At 60.1% G+C, this 20,928-nt stretch carries 18 protein-coding genes; 10 read left to right on the top strand and 8 right to left on the bottom strand.

Features of this window, described 5'->3' with window-relative positions; translation table 11 throughout:
• Window positions 1-134 precede the first annotated feature (134 nt).
• The 4 genes from IH881_06025 to IH881_06010 form a co-directional block, all read right to left on the bottom strand.
• Window positions 135-446, bottom strand: a complete 312-nt coding sequence (locus tag IH881_06025) for a hypothetical protein (GenBank protein MCH7867237.1) — start codon at window positions 444-446, stop codon at window positions 135-137.
• 246 nt (window positions 447-692) lie between these two features.
• Entirely contained in the window at window positions 693-1,727 is a 1,035-nt protein-coding gene (locus IH881_06020) for a YvcK family protein (protein ID MCH7867236.1), read from the bottom strand.
• Window positions 1,728-1,917: 190 nt separating this feature from the next.
• A complete protein-coding gene (locus tag IH881_06015; protein MCH7867235.1) occupies window positions 1,918-3,039 on the bottom strand; it encodes a ferritin-like domain-containing protein in 1,122 nt (373 codons plus the stop codon).
• A 30-nt stretch (window positions 3,040-3,069) separates the two neighbouring features.
• Window positions 3,070-3,723, bottom strand: coding sequence for a TetR/AcrR family transcriptional regulator (locus tag IH881_06010; protein ID MCH7867234.1), 654 nt, complete (start codon window positions 3,721-3,723; stop codon window positions 3,070-3,072).
• Between the two features lie 131 nt (window positions 3,724-3,854).
• Between IH881_06010 and asnS the strand changes: the two genes are divergently transcribed.
• Window positions 3,855-5,240, top strand: a complete 1,386-nt coding sequence (gene asnS, locus IH881_06005; GenBank protein ID MCH7867233.1) for an asparagine--tRNA ligase — start codon at window positions 3,855-3,857, stop codon at window positions 5,238-5,240.
• Between the two features lie 6 nt (window positions 5,241-5,246).
• Here asnS and IH881_06000 read toward each other — a convergent pair whose 3' ends face one another.
• A complete protein-coding gene (locus tag IH881_06000; protein ID MCH7867232.1) occupies window positions 5,247-6,308 on the bottom strand; it encodes a glycosyltransferase family 2 protein in 1,062 nt (353 codons plus the stop codon).
• A gap of 21 nt (window positions 6,309-6,329) precedes the next feature.
• Entirely contained in the window at window positions 6,330-8,357 is a 2,028-nt protein-coding gene (locus IH881_05995) for a CehA/McbA family metallohydrolase (GenBank protein ID MCH7867231.1), read from the bottom strand.
• A gap of 241 nt (window positions 8,358-8,598) precedes the next feature.
• Here IH881_05995 and IH881_05990 point away from each other — a divergent pair, with 241 nt between their 5' ends.
• Window positions 8,599-10,938, top strand: coding sequence for a rhomboid family intramembrane serine protease (locus tag IH881_05990; protein MCH7867230.1), 2,340 nt, complete (start codon window positions 8,599-8,601; stop codon window positions 10,936-10,938).
• Between the two features lie 55 nt (window positions 10,939-10,993).
• On the opposite strand, the gene IH881_05985 is transcribed toward IH881_05990, so the two are convergent.
• Both IH881_05985 and IH881_05980 read right to left on the bottom strand, forming a co-directional pair.
• Complete coding sequence (locus tag IH881_05985; protein MCH7867229.1) at window positions 10,994-11,386, bottom strand: hypothetical protein; 393 nt, start codon at window positions 11,384-11,386, stop codon at window positions 10,994-10,996.
• 230 nt (window positions 11,387-11,616) lie between these two features.
• Entirely contained in the window at window positions 11,617-11,946 is a 330-nt protein-coding gene (locus IH881_05980; GenBank protein ID MCH7867228.1) for a hypothetical protein, read from the bottom strand.
• Between the two features lie 273 nt (window positions 11,947-12,219).
• Between IH881_05980 and IH881_05975 the strand changes: the two genes are divergently transcribed.
• The 8 genes from IH881_05975 (at window position 12,220) to IH881_05940 (ending at window position 20,927) form a co-directional block, all read left to right on the top strand.
• Window positions 12,220-13,476: an EAL domain-containing protein gene (locus IH881_05975; GenBank protein MCH7867227.1), complete on the top strand. Its 1,257-nt coding sequence runs from the start codon at window positions 12,220-12,222 to the stop codon at window positions 13,474-13,476.
• A gap of 44 nt (window positions 13,477-13,520) precedes the next feature.
• Window positions 13,521-14,222 carry a hypothetical protein gene (locus tag IH881_05970; protein MCH7867226.1) on the top strand — a complete coding sequence of 234 codons (702 nt, stop codon included), beginning with the start codon at window positions 13,521-13,523 and terminating at the stop codon, window positions 14,220-14,222.
• Window positions 14,219-15,772 (top strand): GMC family oxidoreductase, encoded by a 1,554-nt coding sequence (locus IH881_05965; protein ID MCH7867225.1) that lies wholly within the window; start codon window positions 14,219-14,221, stop codon window positions 15,770-15,772. The genes IH881_05970 and IH881_05965 overlap by 4 nt, the downstream gene beginning before the upstream one ends.
• Window positions 15,773-15,916: 144 nt before the next feature.
• On the top strand, window positions 15,917-16,246 hold the full coding sequence (locus IH881_05960) for a hypothetical protein (GenBank protein ID MCH7867224.1): 330 nt from the start codon (window positions 15,917-15,919) through the stop codon (window positions 16,244-16,246).
• Window positions 16,247-16,397: 151 nt separating this feature from the next.
• The gene (locus IH881_05955; protein ID MCH7867223.1) at window positions 16,398-17,240 is read left to right on the top strand and encodes a hypothetical protein; all 843 of its coding nucleotides are present in this window, start codon (window positions 16,398-16,400) and stop codon (window positions 17,238-17,240) included.
• 32 nt (window positions 17,241-17,272) lie between these two features.
• The gene (locus tag IH881_05950) at window positions 17,273-18,247 is read left to right on the top strand and encodes a hypothetical protein (GenBank protein ID MCH7867222.1); all 975 of its coding nucleotides are present in this window, start codon (window positions 17,273-17,275) and stop codon (window positions 18,245-18,247) included.
• Window positions 18,248-18,274: 27 nt separating this feature from the next.
• The gene (locus IH881_05945) at window positions 18,275-19,159 is read left to right on the top strand and encodes an NAD(P)-dependent oxidoreductase (GenBank protein ID MCH7867221.1); all 885 of its coding nucleotides are present in this window, start codon (window positions 18,275-18,277) and stop codon (window positions 19,157-19,159) included.
• A gap of 181 nt (window positions 19,160-19,340) precedes the next feature.
• Window positions 19,341-20,927, top strand: a complete 1,587-nt coding sequence (locus IH881_05940; protein MCH7867220.1) for a hypothetical protein — start codon at window positions 19,341-19,343, stop codon at window positions 20,925-20,927.
• Window position 20,928: the final 1 nt, after the last annotated feature.

The following is a 20,928-nucleotide window of genomic DNA, read 5'->3' as shown; positions in this document are numbered from 1 at the left end:
GTGGGCTTTGGGATGAGGCTCGGGGGGTCTGGAGCGGCTGAAGTTGGCTGCCATTTGGGCGGATAGGGAAAAGAGCGGTCTGGCTGTGCGGGAGGACTGGGCTTCGACCGGGAGGGCTCGGTGGGGGGCTGTTCTTAGCCAGGGATTAAAGCGAGGTCGACCAGGCCCCTTCTGCGCCAGCCGGTACTGAGGAGCCAGCTCACCGCCCTGGCAACTCCAACGTCTTCCTGGGTCGCTGCCTTCACTCGTAAGCTCTCGGGGCCTGGATGCCAGCCGTCGAACTGGCTGCCCGAGGAGGCCTCATCGATCTTCACCGGCGGCGCATGGCCGTTTCGCTGTTTGAAGTGCTTTCTAATATTTAAAAGTACATGGCGAAGCGCATTGCGCACCTGCGTGGGCGAGGTGAGGAGCTGAACGTGATAGCGGCCTGCGATCACCTGGCCCATTGAATACGCCGCACGACCATAGCCCTTATCAACCCAATAATGCGTCAGATAAACAACATAAATACCATCCACAGCTCGTTAACTTTAATCCACCCGCTGTTCGCACCACCACCACGCCCCGCAATAACTCCCATCTCCATACCCACCCTTTCCCTCATTACCCAACGGCCACCCAACCCAGGTACAGCAAGAACCCCCAAGGCTCATCCCTAAAGTCCTGCAACACGCTCCATTCAAATCTTGGCATCAAACCAACCCGCGTTTTTCTCCCAGCCCAACTCCTTTCGGCTTCAGTAGCTCTTTTGAGAGGTTGATCAGCGCTGCTGCCGTTCGCTCGGGATCGTGTCGTACCAGGGAATCGGCGGCCATGATGTCTTTGCGCCAGATCACCTCGACTCCGAGGTCGCGTATCCGATGGATGTCCAGTTCGACCGGCTTGGCCAGTTGTGTGCCGTAATGGTTGACCAGGTGCTTGGGGACTGAACCGTCGTGGAGTAGGACTGCGTCTGGGAGGCGTCCGGCATAGCGCTCGAATTCGGCGATGTGTCGTGAAGCGGAGTAGTCGTCGGTTTCGCCGTGTTTGGTCATCAAGTTGACGACGTAGATCATGGGGGCCTTTGCTTTCTGGATTGCTTCTGAGATTCCATCGACCAACAGGTTGGGAATGCTCGAGGTGAAGAGATCTCCCGGAGCAATCACCAGTATGTCTGCTCGAGCGATCGCATCGAGTGCGTCTGGATTTGCCGTTGCCTTGGGAGCGAGGAACACGCGCTTTATTTTGCGCGCCGTGTCATGGTCCGGCAGAGCGGGGTTGGCGCTGCCCCGTACGTCGATGTTTCCTTCACCTTCGATGATCTCACCGTCGTCGAGTTCGGCATTGAGATGAGAGTGATCCCAGGTGACCGGAATCACCCGCCCTTTGATCTTGAGAATCCGTGCGATTGATTCGATCGCCTTTCGCTCGGAACCCGACGTCTTGGTGAGAGCGAGGAAGAACAGGTTTCCGAGGTTGTGGCCCGCCAAGGGCGGTTCTTCGAAGCGATAGGAGAAGACGTCGCGCAGAATTTCGGATTCGTCGGAGAGCGCGATCAGGCATCGACGCAGATCACCGGGTGGCAGCACGCCATAGGCGTCCCGCAACACGCCGGAGTCCCCTCCAGAGTCCATCATCGTGACGATCGAAGACAGTTCGACCGGGTGGTTCCGCAGGCCGCTCAAAATTGAGAAGCTTCCGGTGCCACCGCCTATGACGACAAGAGATTTTCCCATCAACACTGTCACTCAACGGTCGCCCGCGAGAATTGCTTCGCGAATTGGGCGCATCTCGTATCCAAGACACGCTCACGCCGCGCCCTTCAGTGCTGTCATGAATCGGGAAGGACCGCGCAAGTCTTGAGCCAGGAGCCTGGGTGGCAGAAGGCGTGCGTCTTCTGCCACCCAGGCTGCTGGTGAGCTGAAATTGCAGACGGTTTTACAGACGGACGGTACGGAGCGCCTTGCCGATTTTTTTTCGCCCGCCGTTGATGTCGCGCAGGATTTCCATGGTCGCCACGGCGACTTCGGATCCCACGACTTCGGGGTCTTCCCGGTGTAGCTCATCCATGTCGACCCACTGCGCGTAGATGTGGCGCGTGCGGTCGGTGATGATGCCGCACTTGAGCAAGGTCTTGATCAATACCCGGAAGATGTCCGTGCTCTCGGTCATTCTGTCGCGACGAGTCTCGTCTGTGAACGCTTCCATGACGGCGCTGCGAACCCACTTCCAGTCGAGACCGAACTCGGCATAAATCTCCTGCTTCTGCTCTGCGTTGATCAGATTGAAGAGGAGATGCTGGAAACATTCCGCGGCCCAGTTCTCGACAATTTCATGCTCTTGCTCAGTCAGGTTGGGGATGGTCTTGTCCGCCCAGATCTTCCCGAACTTGTGATGGAACGCTTCGTCGGTCATGACGAACTGGACCAGACGCTGCAGCAGGGGATCGTTGGTGTTGCCGTTGATGGTTGCGAACGCGCCCATCGCGAGCCCCTCGATCAACATCTGCATGCCAATCAATTTTTTGTAGACCTGCTGGGAAACCACGATCTCGCTCAGCAAGTTCCGCAGCGTCGGGCCGGGGGACAGGGGCGTGCCCCATCGGCATTGGATATAGCGGGCGAAGCCGGTGACGTGACGCGCTTCTTCTCGCGTCTGGTTCGCCGCGTATTCCTGGGCGCCCGGGTCCTTGAGGATCATTGTGAGGCTCGCGGAAAGGGAGAGTGCTCCTTGCTCGCCGTGCAAAATACTCGAGAGCTGGAAGCGAGTGTTTTGGTTGGCGAGTGCAATCTGCTGGCCCTCGTCGAGGCGTCCGGCGACTTCGCTCTGCAGTTCGATGCAGAAATCCCGCGGCATGATCGTATCCGCGGTCTGGTCAAAGGGTTGGTTGAAGTCGATGTAGCGCGGGTCCAATGGATCCCAGAAGTGATCAACCGTTGCGGAAATGATCTCGTCGAAATCTGTCGAGCGCGAGCCGTAGCGATCGTTTTCGATCATTCCGGCAAAGTCGTCCCGGTCGAGGGTGTTGTAAATCGGGTGATGTGTGAGTTGTTCAGACATTGGGTTAGGCCTTTGGGTTTGGCGCTTGGTTTAAATTGGATGGGTCCCCGAGAGTTGAATTCGGGTCAAACTTTCGATCAGCACATTGCGCGAGACCCGCGTCGGATCCTCGCTCCACCAGGAGAGCACCTGGGCCCACATCCCGACGACGGCCTGGCCCAGTACGGCGGCGTCGACATCGCTGGGTACGACTCCAGCGGCCATCAATTCCCGTCGACCTTCGGCAACGGTAGAAGCCAGCAGGCTGAGGACGTCTGATCCGACTGCCGCTGCGTCCGTATCGGCGCTGAACAGAATGCGAATCATCTCACGGTTTTCTTCGGCAAATCCCACCATCGCTTCAGCCTGCGCCGTGACGAAACCCTGCATGTCTAGCGTCCGCTTCAAGTCGTCGAGGTAGGGAAGGGCGGCGTTGTCCATTCGCTCGATGAGTTCGGAGACCGAGCCGTCCACGATTTCGCGGAAGACCTCGCGCTTGTTCTTGAAATGGAGATAGAACGTTCCAGAAGCGACCTCGGCCCGGTGGGCGATGTCGTGGGTCGTCACGCCGTGAAGGCCGTGCTTGGCGAACAGCAGGCGCCCGCTTTCCAGCAGTCGGGCCCGGGTGGCCTGACGACTGCGCGCCGCGGCGGATGCCCGCGGCGGCTGGGTCGCCGCGTCTGGATTTTCTTGACTGACAGACATGTCAGTTGGTGACAATAGCGTCAAGTCCCGGGTTTGAGCAAGGGGCAAACAAGAGAAAGCCCGAATTCGGGTCATTTGGGTCGCCGCGCGGTACTGTGGTCGCACTGGCGCGCTTTTGGGGGAACGGGCTCATGGACGATTCGATCAAGTCGATCTTGGCGCGAGATGCGGCGGGCGGCACGGTCGTGATCCGCGGCTGGCTGCGCACGGTCCGACACTCAAAAAACGTGTCATTTCTGGAAGTTACGGACGGATCTTGTTTTTCGGGCCTGCAGGCGGTGGCCAGTCCCGAGTTGGCCGAGTACGAGAGCTGCGTGCGCAGCCTCGGCACCGGCTGCTCTGTTGAGATCGAAGGCGAGCTGGTCGAATCCCAGGGCAAGGGCCAGCGCTACGAGATTCACGCCGAGAAGGTCGAGTTGGTGGGGTCGGTCGAAGACGACTATCCGCTCCAGAAGAAGCGCCACAGCCTGGAGTTTCTCCGCACCCTGGGTCATCTCCGCACCCGCACCAACACCCTCGGTGCGGTATTGCGAGTTCGCAACGCGGCGACGATGGCAATCCACGACTTCTTCCAGCGCCGCGGCTTCATCAATTTGCACTCGCCCATCATTACCCTCTCCGATGCCGAGGGTGCTGGCGAGATGTTTCGCGTCACCACCCTCGACCCCAAAAATCCGCCGCGCGACGAAGCTGGCGAGGTCGATTTCAGCAAGGATTTCTTCGGCAGCGAGGCGCATCTCACCGTTTCGGGCCAACTCGAAGCCGAGATTGCGGTCCTTTCGCATTCGAAGGTCTACACCTTTGGTCCGACCTTTCGTTCAGAAAATTCGAACACCGCTCGGCATCTCGCAGAGTTTTGGATGGTCGAACCCGAAGTGGCGTTCTGCGACCTGGCCGGGCTCGCCGATCTGGCGGAATCGTTCTTGAAGTCCGTGTTCCGCGATGTGATGTCCGCTTGTCCGGACGACTTCGAGTTCTTCGACAAACGCATCGCACCCGGGATCGTCGCGAATCTCGAATCCATCATCGACAGTCCCTTTGAGCATATCCCCTACACCGAGGCGATCTCGATTCTCGAAAATTCGAGCAAGAAATTCGAGTTTCCCGTCCAGTGGGGCATCGATCTACAGAGTGAACACGAGCGTTTTCTCGCCGAAGAGCATGTCGAGCGCCCGGTGATCGTCACCGACTATCCGGCGCAAATCAAAGCGTTCTACATGTACATGAACGACGATGGCAAGACAGTGCGCGCACTGGATGTGCTGGTTCCCGGCGTTGGAGAGATCATCGGAGGCTCTCAGCGCGAGCATCGGCACGACAAGCTGCTCCAGCGCATTCGCGACCTCGAACTGCCCGAGAAAGAATATTGGTGGTACCTCGATCTTCGCCGCCACGGGACCGTACCCCACGCGGGCTTTGGCCTGGGGTTCGAGCGAGTTGTTCAATTCATGACCGGAATGGCGAACATTCGCGATATCAGTCCATTCCCGCGCATGCCGGGTAACGCGAACTTCTAGCTCGGATTACGCGGCACAGACGAAGTCGCGTCCTTCCACATAGTTCAACTTCGAAAGCGCCTGTCGAATTTCTCGCCGCGGGCCCGCGCCGGCGACCGAAACGACGAGAGGGCAGACGCCGAGTGATCCCAGATCATCTGGATGAATGACCTTGGCGCCGAGGATCTGCTGTCCGATCCGCCGCGGATGCAGCTCTACGATATGGTTTGGAGTGAGGCCCAGTTTCGCGAGCGCCCTCGCGAGCATTCGTCCCGTACTTCCGTAGCCCCAGAGAATGTATTGGTCGCGTCCGCGAAGCAGTGTGCGCGAAAGGTGCAGCGCCTTGCAGTCGACGAAACGCTCGAGGGCGTAGTGTGGACTCGAGCGCGAAAGACGAGCTTCGTGGTCGCGCCAGGCCAACAACCGCCGGGGAACGACCGCGAGGGATTCACCCGCGGCGAGCAATCGCAGCAGCAGGTCGTAGTCTTCGGGCCAGCCCATGTCCCGGTAGCGATGGGCCCGAAGCACATGGCTCCGAATCGCCAGGGTCGGGTGGGCGATGGGGCACTCGACATAGGCTTCGCGCGCGACATCGTCAGCACTCGAAATCGAATTGAGCCAGGCTTCATAGCCGCCGCGACCCTTTCGCGTCTGCTTCGACTCGCCGGGCAGCGCGCGCTCTTCGGCCGCAGCCTCGCCTGCGTTTGCAACCCCGCGAGGAAAGATCCGCACGTGGCATCCCACCCCAGCGAGCTGTGGCTCGGCGTTCAGCGCTTCGAGTTGCGCCGCGAGCCGGTCCCGGTGCATCCAGTCGTCCGCGTCCATGCGCGCCACAATGGGCGCGCGACATCGGTCGAGTCCGAGGTTCAAGCTCTCGACGAGTCCTCGATGGTCGGATTCGATGTACTCGATGCGAGCGTCTCGCGCTGCGAAACTTCGAGCCAGTTCGAGGGACCGATCGGTCGAGCCGTCGTCGACGAGAACACACTGCCAGGAGCGCATGCGCTGGCGAAGCAGACTGCGCAAACAGGTCTCGAGGGTTTGCTCGGCGTTGTACACAGGAAGCAGGACCGAAACTTCGGGGGTCATGTGTCTTGCCTCTGTCTTGTCTCAGTCGGCGTAAATCGGACTCGACCAGGCGAGCCCTCCATTGCGCAGGATGACGCGCACATAGTGATACTCGCCCGGTGCGAGTCGGGGAATTTCTCGCTCGTGCGACCAGTCGAGTTGCCCTCCGACGTCGATCTTTGAAGTGATGCCGGTACGGATGATGTCGACTTGGGAAATTGGACCGTGGCCGATCACGCGAATGCGCAGGGTCTGGGTTTCTGCGCCGGATCCCGCCGCGAGGGTGCTGCCCATCGGCTGCCCATCGATCGAAACCTGAAGCCAGATCCGCGAACCGTTGGTCGCATAGGTTCTGCGCGCGCGCATGGCTTCGAGAACGCCCTTGCGACTCAATTCTTCCGTGAAGATCGCTGCGAGTCCACCACTTTCCGGGCTGGCGATATGCGCGTTGCCCGGGTGTCCGTCGTGGCTGTCGCCGCTGCCGATGAAACCGAGCCGGTAACCCATGCCGAGCACGTCGCGCACGTAATTGCCGGGCACCGGGTCGTAGATTCCTCCCGGCGAGTCATCGGCTTCGCTGCTGCCGTGAACCGAAACGATTTCGGTAATCGGCTCGAGAATGGGATCCGGGGGATACGCCCAGTTGGTCGCGACGGGGCCTCCCGCGGAGTGATGAGCAAAGGTCAGCGCCGCCTGGCCGCGCAGCGCGTCCCACAGCTGTGCGGGTGTTTCGTACCGGGGGTCCATGGTGCTGTACACCTCGCCCCGATCTTCAAAGTAGATAACGTGCCGGTGGCCATGGATCCAGCTAGTCCACTCATATCCCAGCAAGGTGATGAAGATTCCAGGTTGGTGATGGGCTTTGACGGAGTCGCGAATGAGTTGCCACATCCACGGATGCGCATCGAGGAACTGGACGCCCCAGTGATCGTGGTCAGTGAGCGAAACAATGTCGAGTCCGGCAATTTCTCGCGCGTAAGTGAAATAGTCGTCGGGGGTTCCGGTTCCGTCAGAGAGCTGTGAGTGTCCGTGGAGGTCGGCCCAGCGCACGTGGGGGATGCCGGACTCGACCAGCATCGGGTTCGCCATTGCGAAGAGCGTTTCGCTTTCTGGGGCACCGCTCGCCCGTGCTCGAGCTTCGATGCGGTAGACACCCGCGCGTTTGGCTACACCGGAAATCGTTTTTCGCCCCGCATCCGAAGCCGCGAATGTCACGGTCGTCGGGAGGTCGATTTCAGCTGGCACCTGCAACTCGACGAGGCCGTCGAAGGGGACACCCGCGCTGCCTCGGTCATCGACAATCGAAATGAACGCATCAAATGACTCGCCCGGGTGCAGGCTCGTGGGCATGACGACCAACAACTGATCGGCCGGCCCTGGCGCGATGTCGACGCGCGGCGGGTTGTCCAGGAACTTGCGGACGCCATCGCCGTCTCCGTCCACCGCGAACCAGAGCTGGGCACCTCGTTCGGCATACCCGTCGCCCCTCGCGCCGAGTGGACCGGCGCCGTATGTGATCTCGATCCGCTCCCCGGCTTCGAGCTTGCGGCCCCGGATGACGATCGCCAGTAGTGGGGATCCGTACCAGTCCAGTTCGAGTTCGACGCCCGGAGCGTCAGTCCGAGCTTCGGTATACCCGGGTTCGTTCGGGTCCAGGTTCTGTGGTGAGTCCCATTCCCAGAACGACGACACCTGAAAGTGAAGCTGTCCTCCCACTTCGATTCCCAGCGGTCCCGCTTCGTAGACCATCTCGAAGCGTCCGAACTGACCCGCTTGCAACGGACCCGCGCTTCCGTCTGCGCGCCGATACGAAGCCATCCATGCCTTGCCGCCACCGTCCGACGGATGTCGAATCGCCGCGAGATCCTCGCGCAGCATTTGATCGGTTTCGAAATGGGCGCTCGGGGAGAAGCCGAACTCATCCCGCAGACCGGTGGGTGGACGGGGTGGAGCCGCGCGTTCCTCGGAATCATCGATGAGAACCGAAGCGTCGGATGGATGCAGTGCTTGGGGTTCTCTTTCAGGTTCACCCGAACAGGCAACACCCAAAAGAGAGAGGGCAATTGCCAAGCACCCAATTCGTGTGACAGCCCTGCAGGGCCCTTGCATGTGGGCCGCCCCACGAGAATGACCTCTCGTACGCTCGCCCGGGCTCGCAGTCATCCGGTCAGGATTAGCACAGAACCCGGTTTTCGCTTTAGCCACATGTCCGTTTTTCCGCTTAACCCGATGAGGCTTGGCGCGCGACTTGCTCTCGCGTGCTGAACCAATACTGTGATTGTTCCGTCGCACTTCACGTGACACGATACCGGTGAGAAATAGACATATGTTTGTGCTGGTTACTCAAGCGGACGGATCTGCCCGAAGATTCAGCTGGATCACCTACGCCATCGTGGCGGGTCTGATTGCCTTCTATGTACAACAACAGGGAGCACAACAGGCCGCGTCCGTGTCCGCGGAACAGAGTCGACAAGAAGTTCTCGCATACCTGGACGAGAATGAATTCCTGGAAGTCGATGAACGCTTTGGCAGTGTAGTTCCCCTCCGCTCCGTCGCGTCGCGTCGCGAGGCCTTTTTTAAAGAGCGCAGGGAGCAGGGCCTCGCGCTGATGTCTGAACATCTGATGCGCCGCAGTCAACGCGAGTTCGACAAATTGCTCGAACAGGCACTTTTTGACATCCAACTTCTTCCGAAATGGAGGCTGGGCATTCGCTCCAAGGATGCGCCAAGCGCCAATTGGATCATGCATTTTGCCGTGCACGAAACTCAACTGGCGCTGATTCTCTCGATCGTGTGGCTGCTCATTCTCGGCATCGCCCTCGAAGATGCCTGGGGTCCGATGCTGTTCGGATGCCTTGCGTCCGCCGGAGTGCTGACGACGGCCTTTGCGAGCGGGTACTTCGACTACCTTGGCGCCACCGGAATGCCGTGGATCGGCACGAGCGGACTGATCGCAACGCTGATGGGCGCGTACTTCGTTCGTTCGTCGCCATCGGCGGGAGCGCCCCGCGCATTCGGGATGATCCCGATGCCGAGTTGGCTGCTGCTTCCGGTTTGGCTGACGGTCGAATACGCCGTGAATCGTGGGGTGTCATCCCCGCTCGAGATCGTCAACGCCACGGCCGGCGTTCACGGCGCGGGTCTCGCTCTCGGAGCCTTTGTGAGTGCGGTGTTGATGGTGCTGAAGGTCGAAGACAAGTCGATCGATCGAGAGCAGGAAACAAAGGAGTTGGTCGACAATCGTGTGCTCGAGAAAGCCATGCTCGCAAGAGAGGCCGGGAAGGTCGAGCAAGCCTTTGAACTGCTGCGCAAAGAGTATCGTCGGTCGCCGGAGGATCGCGATGTAGCCCTGGCCCTTTGGGATGTCTCTACTCAGCTCGGCAAGGCATCTCGCGTGGTCGAAGCAATGATGTTTGTGGTCGAGAACGATCTGCAGACCGGGAACTCGCAGCAGGCGATCTTGAACTGGTTCGCGATGACCGAAGAAGTCACGAAATTGACCTCGCATCCCCAACTGTTCGTGCGGATCGGCGAAGCGCTGCTCGACGCAGGTCATGCAGAAGAGGCAATTGCCGCGATGACCCGAGCCATTTCGGGGACCAAGCCATTGACCACCGCCATGGCCCAGCGAATCGTTCGAATCGCTCGTGATCTCGATCCGGAGTTGACCCGCCGCGCGGCGGAAATCGCGCTGGAAGACGGGCAGCTGGGAGTGGTCGAACGGGCAGATCTCGACAAGCTGAGTGACAAGCTCTTGCCGGACACGACGCCTCATCAAAGCGATGCGCCGCCAAAGGCAGCTCCTCACTCCAGCGTGGACGCCAACGCCGAAACAAACTTCGAGTTGGGCGATCCCGCCGAGCGGAACTCCGATCGCTACGAAAACGACGACGCCATTTCCAGCCTCGATCCCCAGGCACTCAGTATCGACGAGCTCGAGGAAGAACTCGCAGCGGGACCCGGTGACATCGAGTCCCAGGAAAAGTGGAACCATCCGGGGCAGATCGAGGATCTCAGCGACGAGTTGGCCGGAGCCTTCGACGAACTCGACGCTGCCGACCTCGCAGAGGCTGCGTTGGAAGCGGGAATCCTCGACGACACGGTCACCGTCGTAAACATTTCGCGTCCAAACCAAGATAGCGAGACCACCATCACCGAAGTAGATCTGCCATCCAGTGACGGCGACGAGACGACGACCGCCGTCAACATCGAGCCCGCAATGCGAAGCCTGAAAATTCGCAGCGCCGTCCCACTCGCACTCGAGGCCGAGGCAATCGTGATCGAAGTGGACGGTGGCAACAAGACCCGACTACCGTACGAGCGGATCGAGGCATTGGCCGCAGCGGCGATTCAGGGTCTCGGCGAAAAGCCCGTCGTTTTGATCGATCTGATCGTCAACTGGCAGGCCGCGGGCGAACCCATGAAGGTCATCCGGATGCGCAGCGATCGGTTCGATCCGGCACAGCTCACCGAGGGCGCAGCGAATCAGTTGGAGGCTTTCCGGACCTTGCTTGCAAACCTGCTTCGATTCAGCAACGCGGCCCCGCTGCCCAATTTCAACGCGGCGACGGGAGCGCCCTTCCAAGTCTTTGCGGGGCTCGAGCAGTACCACCTCGAGGTCCTCGGTGGGACCGAGGATCCAGACGCTTAGACCCCGGCCCCAACAGCAGGATTACGCTGCTTCGCAGTGCTTCCTTAGCGGACGGTTAGCGAAGCGTGATCTTCCCGCCGGGGGGTACGCTCAACCCGCCTGATCCCTGGCCGGGAACCACGATGCGGGAAGCTTCCTGGCGTTGCATTTCCTTGGCTTCATCGATCATCCGCTCGACTGCGGCGTTGATCGCCACTGGAAATTTCTCGAACGCCTCTTTGATGTCAGCTGCTTCGATGGGTGTCTGGATTGGCAGCGGGCCCCGGGCGGACATCAGCTGGGTTTCGCCAATGAAGATTACAGGTCGCGAATCGTCTTGCGTGCCGTCGGGTTTCACCGGGGTGAGTCGGCGAATTTGAGCGATTTTGAGATCCGTAAACGACTCTTCCCGGTATAGGTTGTCTAGTTCGGGGTTCATTTCGGCAACCAGATTCGGCTGTTCCGACATGGGGCATTCCTTTCGTTTCAATTGGGCACGCGCTTCGGGCGCCGAACCTTATCACGGATTGACCCAAAAGCCGCAGGCTACACGGGGATCAGATTCGGGAAGATGCGAGTAAGGATTGCGCACTTCGCACGAGTCCGACACGGGCAATCGGGAGCCTTGGGTCGGGTTCCAGGGGAGCAACCCCGGGGCACGCGCCCATTTTCTGGGCCTCTGTCGCGATTTTCAGCGGTCTAGTGCGTGCCTAGACGGTGTCCCCAGATGTAGCGCGCGGGGTCGGTGACCATGATCTTGAACGGCTTTCCGATCTCGGTCGGCCGGGTGAGCAGCGTAATCGGCAGCACCGGGACGAGGAAAAGGACGCTGCTGAACACCAGCGAAACCAAACCGATGGGACGCAAAATCAGCAGGTCGACCATGACCGGCGAGGTCGCGGCATGGGCTTCCGTGCCGGATGAATTGATGAAACTCTCATCGGCGCCCGCTGAGAGCGGGAGGGTAATGCCTGCCAAAAGAGCAACGAGACAAAATGCGACGGTAAACCGACGAGCTTGATTGAGCATTCGCTTTCCCCTGTAGGGTGATTCCAGATGCGTTATGGGCACCGAAACCAATTAATCGGTGGGGCGCCGATCCAACTGAAGCCAATTGACAGTCTACCCGTCCGCCTCTGGGGCGATCACCCGACAGGGCGAACGGCGAAAGCTACCGGGTCCCTGTAATGATACATGGCCGCGCCCAGCGATTTTCGCGCCAGACTGAACTGGCTGAAGCTGGGTGCGAATTGCGCCGATAGAACGGGCACGCTGTTCGCTCAACCAGTATCGGGCATCCTCATGAGTTCGAACTCGCATATTTTCGTCGGCCGTCAGCCGATCCTCGACCGCGATCAAAAGCTGGTGGCCTATGAACTCCTGTTTCGCGGATCTGCAAACGCGCGCACAGCCGAGTTTTCGGAGCAGGGAGCCGCATCCCTCCGAGTGATCGTGAATACTTTCATGACCATGGGGCTCGATCGCGTGCTTGGGAACTCGCTGGGTTTCTTCAACGTGGTGGGGCCGATGATCATGAGCGATCTGATCGAAGCGCTGCCCAAGGATCGGGTGGTGATCGAAGTTCTCGAGAACGTGGTGGTCGAGGACAAGCTGCGAGATCGGTGCGCCGAACTACAAAGGCAAGGATTCGTTCTGGCCCTCGATGATTGGGTCCAGAAAGACCCGCGAGAGGAGTTCCTGTCTCTCGTGGATTACGTAAAAGTTGATCTTCCCGGGATTCCACGCAACCGCTGGGCGAGCGTCGTGCGAAGTCTGCGCAGACACAATGTGAAGTTGCTTGCCGAGAAGGTCGAAACCCGGGAAGAATTCGACGAATGTCTGAAGTTGGGATTCGATCTCTTCCAGGGTTACTTCTTTGCCGTTCCCCAGGTGCTCGAAAGCGACGCCCTCGACCCGGCACGAGTCGCGGTGCTCGACCTGATTCAGGACTTGATCGCCGACGCAGAAACCAACGTTCTCTGCGAGACCCTCAAGCGAAACGCGAGCCTGAGTGTGAGTCTATTGCGATTGGTGAATTCGGCCGCGATGGGGCTGATGAGCCGAATTGGGCGTGTCGAAGACGCTGTCGTGTATCTAGGCCGTGAAAACCTCAGGCGCTGGCTCTTCATGCTGCTCTACGTCGGGGATAGTGATGAAGGTATGCAGAATCCGCTGCTCCAGACCGCGTCCCACCGGGGTCGGCTGATGGAATTGCTCGCGATCGAACTGATCGAAGAAGGAACGGCTACAGCGCAATCGGAAGCTGCGTTTCTGGTGGGAATGCTCTCGTTGGTCGACGCGCTCCTCGGGCGCCCGGCCGAAGAAATCATCCCGGAGCTACACCTCGAAGACGAGGTCGAGTCCGCGCTATTGAAGGGTGATGGGATCCTCGGACGGCTGCTCGCCCTTGTGCAGCTGATCGAGCGGGCAGACTTCGACTCGGTCGATCACAGCCTCGCCGACCTGGGTCTCGAAATCCCGGCGCTCCAGCGTTGCGAAAACGAGGCATACGCCTGGGTCCACGGTCTGTCTCAGGATAATTCCATCCACCAGCATTAGCGCGAGCCCGCTGACGATTCGGATTGAGTCGTTATTATCGGTCGGTGACTACGTGGATCCTCATCACCTTGGCGATCTTTCTGATCGTGCGTCGGGTGTTCCTCGGCTATTCGGGCACGGCCCGGAAATTCAAGGTGCTGGCGCGAAGGGAAGTCGCCTTGATCTCCTCCACTGCCGAGGTGATGTTTCCGGCTGATGGAGCCATTCCCTTTTCTGGCATCGAAGCCGACCTTCCAGGTTTTGCCGATCGCTTCCTCGCTTCCCTCCCGCCCAACGTGCGTTGGCAGATTCGTGCACTGTTCATGTTGTTCGAGCACGGGACCCTGCTGTTCCCGGGACCGGGGTGGACTGGGATGCGGCGGTTCTCATCGCTGACCCTCGAGCAGCGCGAACTGGTGCTGCAACGCTGGTCTCAGAGTTCGAAGTTCTTCCGTCAGATTTGCTTCACCGCTCTTCGCGCGGTGCTCACGATGGGGTATCTCGGACATCCGGTGGTGATGCGCCATCTGGGGCTGGCGCCCTATGCGATGGAATCGCCCTTGTGTGAGGCGGACCTGCTCTACCCCGCCATTGGGCAGCACCCCGATCAAATTCCCTACAGCGAACAAGATCTAGGCCCGCCGAGCGACGGCACGCCACTGGATATCGAGGGGCCGCTCCATCCCGACTACGCAATCCCAGCACCGGTAGCTACAACTTCATCGACTCACAGATCGACAAATCTGTCCTCGGAGACCATCTCGTGAGTATCGCGACCCATGATCGACATCCGAGCGCCGAGGTTCTTCGGGTCTTTGCCCAGTACGACAGGGATTTCGAAGAGGAAGCGGACGCACTGGTCGTGGGGTCGGGCCCGTGCGGCGCAGTTGTCGCCCATAGCATCGCGGCCGCGGGGCACAGTGTGGTTCTGCTCGAAGAAGGGCCCCCGTTTACGCCTCAGGACTACGAATTTGAGGGCAGTCTCTCGATGGCGCGGACCCTGCGCGAAGCGGGCCTGAGAAGCACGCGGGGCACGATCATGCCCACCATGCAGGCGATCGCGTTGGGCGGCGGGTCGCTCGTCAACTCGGCGATCTGTGTTCGGCCTCCGGCCTTTGTCTTCGACGAATGGTCGAGTCGCTACGACCTCGAGCATACCACTCGCGAATCTCTCGATCCCCATTTCGACGCCGTTGCGGAGTATCTGAAAATCGCACCGACACCGGATAATGTACAAGGACGCCGAAACCTGTTGATGAAGGAAGGCTGCGATGCCCTCGGCTACTCGAGCGAGCCGATCGAGCGCAATGTGCGGGGTTGTCGCGGTTCGGGAGAGTGCTTTACCGGTTGCAGGGCGCGCGCCAAACAGAGTATGGACATCAGCTACATCCCCGATGCGATGCGCCTGGGAGCCAAGGTACTGACGTCGGTGCAGGTGCAAAATGTGTTGAGCGACGGACGTCGAGCGACCGGCGTTTCGGGGCAGGTCGTCGAACCCTTCACGGGTGTGCGGAGTCATCGCTTCAAGGTCAAGGCAAAGGTCGTGGTGCTGGCGGCTGGCTGCATGGCGACTCCAATCCTCTTGCAGCGCAGTGGCAATCTGGCCAATCGATCGGGGCAGGTCGGAAACAACCTGCAGTTTCATCCCGGAGTGGCGATCGCGGGCATTTTTCCGGAAGTCGTCAATCCTCAGTTTGGTGCGACCCAGGGTTACCAGTCGCTCCACTTCTTGCGCGAGGGCTTCAAGCTGGAATCGCTTTGGGCGCCTCCGGCGGTCGCCGCGGTTCGCATGCCGGGCTTTGGCAAGGCACTGCTCGAGCGGTTCAACGATCTGCCGTACCTCGCCAACTGGGATGCGATCGGCAGCACCCATCGTTCGCTCGGAACCGTGCGACCCAAGCGCCGAGGCCTGGAACCAAATTTGCGTTGGCACATGCATCCCGAGGACGTCAAAATTCTCGCCCGCGCATTGTGGGTGATCGCGGAGATATTCTTCGCGGCGGGGGCTCGGAAGATCGTGCCCGGCGTGATCGGTCTCCCCGCAGAGATGCATTCCCTCGACGAAGCGCGACTTCTGCAAACCCATCCCATCCGAGCGCGTGATCTGGTGAGTGCCGGCAACCACGCGTTTTGTACGACGCGCATGCACGGCGATTCCAGTCTCGGGGTGGTGGACGAATTCGGACGCTGTCACGATCTGGACAATCTCTACATCACTGACACTGGAATATTCCCCCGCTGTCCTTCGGTAAACCCCATGTTCACCGGCATGGCGCTGGCCCATCGCGCGGCTGAGCGGATCATCGAATCGCTCTGAGCGCCCGCTCGTCCGCCCCACGGGGCAGGCCTGCTCGAACAGGCGAGAGCCCGGTGTCGGCAATCCATGCTTCATATGTGCGCGGGAACAACCGATTAGAGCATTGACTCGGATTACCCGGTCGTGCGTGGGGAGGGGAAGAAAATGCGGTGGGTCATCTGCGTGACAGTTCTGGTGCTCGCGATGGCGGGTCCTGCCTCGGCAATTCAGAAACCCAATCGTGGCCAGTGCCGACAGATCGGCAAACAACTCGAGCAACACGCGATGATGGTCGAGCGGGCCGTGAGCCGGGGCAACAAGCTCTGGGCCCAGTCGACCCTCAACCACATGGAGAGACTGAGCGCGCGTCGCCAACGCCTGTGCCCTGATCTCTATCCCCAGGGCACCCGCGCAAAGGCGATGGCCGAGATGCGTCGCCTGCTCGCCACTGCGGGTAAGCTCGCGCTCAAGTTCTTTACTTTGGGTGCGATGTAGCCTCGAGATTTTCCCCAGCGGGTCCAATTCCAGTTTCTCACGCTCAACTCGTAGCGCGCGTCGTATTGCGGTGTCAGAGGGTCGTTCTGCGCGGGGAACCGCGACGTGCGATACTCAGAATCGTAACTTCGGGTGGGAGCTTCTGCGGTCGATGCACAATCTGCATTTGAATGATTCTGCGAAGTACTGCGCTGCAGCGATCGTATTCGTTGTCTTCGTTGCGGCACCACCCGGGGCCTCGGCCGGTCGCGGGGCGGACGGGGAGTACGACCAGCGCAAATCGTCGCATTTCATCCTCTATCAAGACGTGGATATAGATCGCACTTCCGGTTTCTATGGTTCGCGACGCTTCGAACAGGAGGTACTCCAAGTGCTCGAGGGCGCCTATCGGAGTCTCGACTCGGCGCTCGGAATGCGGCCTTCGCGAACCATCGAAGTCACGATTCACGATCCCCAGATTTTTCAGCAACGCTTTGCTGGAATGTTTCGCTTTCCGGCCGCGGGATTTTACGGAGGCACGATTCACATTCGCGGAGAAACCTCGGTCAGTGATCGGCTGATACAGGTCCTGCATCACGAACTCGTTCACGCGGCGTTCGACTCGTCGCTTCCAACCACGGTACTTCCGGCGTGGTTCAACGAGGGAGTGGCCGAGTGGTTCGAAGCTCGCGCGGTCGGACGACACAATCTGCTCGATTGGCAAACGCGAGTGTTGGCCGAAAGGCTTCGGGCTGGGCAATTGTTCGCGTTGTCGGATCTGAGCTCCGCCAACCTCGGAGCGCTTGGGCCCCAGGCTGCATCTCTGGCTTACCTCGAATCCTACGGATTCGTCGATTTCCTTGCGCAATTGCGCGGTGAGCGCCGGCTGCGCGATTTGTGCCGGCGGCTCATCCGAACCGGCGATCTCAACGATTCGCTGCGCCGAATCTTCCGCAGTGATCTCGCCGCCCTGGAGGCATCATTCTTCGATGCGCTGCGCGGTACGGCATATTGATCCGCGGCGTTGCATTCTCTAGTTTGCGGCGCGTGTCGACTCTCATTCATGTGCTTGTGCTCCTCGGGTTCGCGATCGCCGTCAACGTCGTCGCTCCAGACGCCGCCCGGGCGCGTCCCGCAGCGCCGGTTGGCGTCTACAACGCGCCCGTGAGCAAGGGGCAGTGGAAGCTTTCCTATAGGTATCAGCGCATCCACGGTAGGGGCCTGCGCAATGCTGCAGACAAAGAGTCCGGCACCACTCAAATTCCCTTCGAGATGGATACGGACATCCACACCATTCGTGTCGCTCACGCGCCCTTCGAGCGCCTGACTCTCGTGCTGCGGCTGCCGCTCGTGAGTCATCAAATGCGGCAGCGCGATGCTGACAACGCCAATATGGCGTACAACACGCACTCGTTCGGCGTAGGCGATCTCGAAATCGTGGGTTTGGTTCCCTTCATGAAAAAGGGCAACGAGATCCTCGACGTTCATCTGGGACTACGCCTGCCGACAGCTCGAGTCAACAACAAGGGGAAGCTGAACTCCACAGGCTCTAGGGGGCAGTTGCCGGTTTGGATGCAAAGCGGAAGCGGCACAACCAGCATCCTCGCCGGAATAGATTATCAAGGGTACTGGCATGGGCTCGGGTGGGGAGTCAACGGAGCGGGAGCGGTCGGGTTTGGCGAGAACCATCGCGGCTATCGGCTCGGCAATACCTCGGCGTTCAGCGGTTGGCTGTCGCACGACGTGACGAGTTGGCTCAGCGGTTCACTTCGACTTGCATACAATCATTCGTATCGAATGCGCCAGCGCCGTTTTTCGGGGCCCGCGAATCACGTGGCCTCGTACGGGCGCTCTACCGGCGGCGTTCGCCTGGCGCTGGCACCCGGGCTCAGTATCGATGTGCCGGGGCTCAGCGGGCAGCGGTTGTCGATCGAAGCTTCGTGGCTGGTCTATCAATCGCTTCGCGGCGCTCAGATCGATCGCGATTGGAAATTGAGCACTGGCTGGGAGTGGATCTTCTAAGTTCGAGAACGCTACGAAGGGGTTCACATGTCTTCGAAATCGGATCGACTGGCATTCCTCTGCCTGGGAACCATGGGATATCCGATGGCGGGTCACCTGGCCCGTGCGGGGCATCGCGTACGCGTCTACAACCGCACCCCAGCGACGACGGCGAGGTGGCTCGAGGAGTTCGCGGCGCATGCGCCCGAGTCTGCCGAAACTCCGGCCGAAGCCGTGCGGGGAGCCGACGCCGTATTCGTCTGCGCCGGCAATGATGACGATCTGCGCGAAGTCATCCTCGCACCCGATGCTGCGCTCTCGTCGATGCAACCCGGAGCCTGCCTGGTCGACCACACCACGGCTTCGCCCGCTCTCGCGAGGGAGATCTTTGCCAGGGCCAAGGAAATCGGCGTCGACTTTCTGGACGCTCCCATCTCGGGAGGCCAGGCCGGGGCGCAGAGCGGGGCGCTCACGATCATGGTCGGGGGAGAAGATGAGGTCTATCGACGCGCCATTCCCTGGCTCGGCTGTTACGGGAAGATGCATCTTCTCATGGGACCGTCGGGGGCGGGACAGCTCACCAAGGCCGTCAATCAGATCTGCATTGCCGGGCTGATTCAAGGCCTGTCCGAGGGTTTGAATTTTGCGCGCCGGGCCGGTCTGGATGCGGAGCGCGTGGTCGAAGTAATCTCCAAGGGGGCGGCCCAATCGTGGCAGATGGAGAACCGCTTCAAGACGATGTTGGATGGCAAGTACGATTTTGGGTTCGCCGTCGACTGGATGTTGAAAGATCTCGCAATCGCCTTCGCGGTCGCCGAGGAAATCCAAGCTCCCCTGCCCATCACCGAAGCCGTCGATGAACTCTATGCAGAAGTAAAGGCTCGCGGCGGCGGACGACTCGACACCTCGAGCCTGATGACGCTGCTCGACTAGCCGGGGCTATGGAGGCGCTTTGGTCGCCAAAACGAAACGGAAGCCAGCCCGTCTGCGGCTTGGAATCTTGTGTTGGTTGTGCCTTGGATGGCTGGCCTCACCGAGTTCTGCGTATGCGTTCGAGCCCGGAGCTCAAATCGAAGCTGCAAAGCATCGGGCGCAGGCCAGGGAACAAAGTGCCATGGGCTGGCGGCTCGCCATTGCAACCTCCGCGCTGATCTTGGTCGCAGTTCCGCTGCTCTCGAGAAGATCGACGAGAAAATTGTCGAAGCAGTCCGAATCCGACGATCCTGATTTTGGGACCTCCGCTGCAACGATCGCGGTGGATTCGCGAATTGAAAGGGTGCGAGTCGGACTGCTGATGCTGCTCGCCGTCGCATCTCTCGCCTCTTACTATGGTTTATTTCAACCCAGGTACGGCGCCGGATTCAAGGACACAGACGTCTACCACTACTACATGGCGTCCAAGTATTTTTCGGAAGTCGGCTACTTCGACCTCTATCACTGCACGGTTCTCGCGCTGACCGATTCGGGAGTCGAATCGCGTTTCGCGCTGCCGGAGGTGCGAGATCAGCGCACCCTGCACATCCACACCCCAGAGACCGCGCTCGCCGCCGCGCTTCAGTGCCGCAAGCAGTTTTCCGGTGACCGCTGGCTTGAATTCGCCGACGACGTTGCATGGTTCGATGGGAAGTTCAGAGCCGACCAATGGCGACTTCTCTTGCGCGACCACGGCTACAACCCGAGTCCGGTCTGGAACGCGATCGGCGGTGCCATCACATCCCGGGTGCCATTGCGCTCGGCGGCCTTCCGGTGGTTGATCAATTTCGATCGTGTGCTGATGCTCGGAGTCTTTGGTCTGATCGTCTGGGCCTTCGGCGTCGAGGTGGCGGCCTTGTCGGCGATCGTCTGGGGTACTGGCCAGCACTGGAGCCATTCTTGGATCGGTGATTCGCTACTTCGCAATCTCTGGCTGTTTGCAGTCATCGCGGGACTCTGTTCCTTGAAGAAGGGGAAAGAGTTTCTGGCTGGCGCGTTCTTGTCCCTCGCGTCGCTATTGCGCGTGTTTCCGGCGATCTTCGTGCTCGGCTTTGCCGTGCACTGCGGGTCCCGGATGCGCCGCAACCTCGACGTAGGCTGGCGCCCCGGTGCACTGCGCTTTGCTCTGGGCGCGACAAGCGTGGGACTGCTGCTGTTGCTCTTTGCGGCGCTGTCTTCGGAATGGGGAGCAACCGCGTACCTCGAGTTTTATGAGAAGATCTCGGTATTCAGCGACAAGAACTCGCTCAACAAGTTGGGTCTCTCTTCTTTGATCTGGCGCGCGATCATGATGGGTACGGGTCACCTCACGACCGGAGCGGATGGCAATGTGTCTTTGAGCCTCTATGCGCCGACCTGGTTGCCCTATGTGATTCGCGGAGTTCAACTCGCGGTCGTGGTTCCGGCGTTATTTTTATTTTGGCGCGCAACGGGTCGCATCCGCGCCTGGGAGGCTTCCGCCCTCGGTTTTGCCTTGATCCCCTTGCTGAGCAATCCCGCGAACTACTATTTTGCTTTCGTAATCTGCGGTGCGTTGCTCGCGACCCAACGACCGCGCATACAGGTAATCGTGCTAGCCAGTGCGGCGCTCTGGATCGCCAACGGACTCTGGTTCTATCGTCTTCCCGAGGAATACCTGGGGGCTGGAATCATCGCAGTTACGCTTCCCCTCGCGATGCTGTACGAAATGTCGCGCGAGCCTTCGGACGACTGTTCCGCGCGGGCTTGAA

The organism is Myxococcales bacterium (assembly GCA_022563535.1).
Taxonomy (GTDB): Bacteria; Myxococcota_A; UBA9160; order UBA9160; family UBA4427; genus DUBZ01.
The sequence above is the reverse complement of the archived record's forward strand: the minus strand, read 5'-3'. Positions and strand labels throughout refer to the sequence as shown.

Excerpts from the sequence above, each read along its gene's own strand:
- IH881_05955 (MCH7867223.1), top strand. The coding sequence starts at position 16,398 with ATGCACAATCTGCATTTGAATGATTCTGCGAAGTACTGCGCTGCAGCG.
- IH881_05985 (MCH7867229.1), bottom strand. The coding sequence starts at position 11,386 with ATGTCGGAACAGCCGAATCTGGTTGCCGAAATGAACCCCGAACTAGAC.
- IH881_05940 (MCH7867220.1), top strand. The coding sequence starts at position 19,341 with ATGGGCTGGCGGCTCGCCATTGCAACCTCCGCGCTGATCTTGGTCGCA.
- IH881_05980 (MCH7867228.1), bottom strand. The coding sequence starts at position 11,946 with ATGCTCAATCAAGCTCGTCGGTTTACCGTCGCATTTTGTCTCGTTGCT.
- asnS (MCH7867233.1), top strand. The coding sequence starts at position 3,855 with ATGGACGATTCGATCAAGTCGATCTTGGCGCGAGATGCGGCGGGCGGC.
- IH881_06000 (MCH7867232.1), bottom strand. The coding sequence starts at position 6,308 with ATGACCCCCGAAGTTTCGGTCCTGCTTCCTGTGTACAACGCCGAGCAA.
- IH881_06015 (MCH7867235.1), bottom strand. The coding sequence starts at position 3,039 with ATGTCTGAACAACTCACACATCACCCGATTTACAACACCCTCGACCGG.
- IH881_05960 (MCH7867224.1), top strand. The coding sequence starts at position 15,917 with ATGCGGTGGGTCATCTGCGTGACAGTTCTGGTGCTCGCGATGGCGGGT.
- IH881_06010 (MCH7867234.1), bottom strand. The coding sequence starts at position 3,723 with ATGTCTGTCAGTCAAGAAAATCCAGACGCGGCGACCCAGCCGCCGCGG.
- IH881_05945 (MCH7867221.1), top strand. The coding sequence starts at position 18,275 with ATGTCTTCGAAATCGGATCGACTGGCATTCCTCTGCCTGGGAACCATG.
- IH881_05975 (MCH7867227.1), top strand. The coding sequence starts at position 12,220 with ATGAGTTCGAACTCGCATATTTTCGTCGGCCGTCAGCCGATCCTCGAC.
- IH881_06025 (MCH7867237.1), bottom strand. The coding sequence starts at position 446 with ATGGGCCAGGTGATCGCAGGCCGCTATCACGTTCAGCTCCTCACCTCG.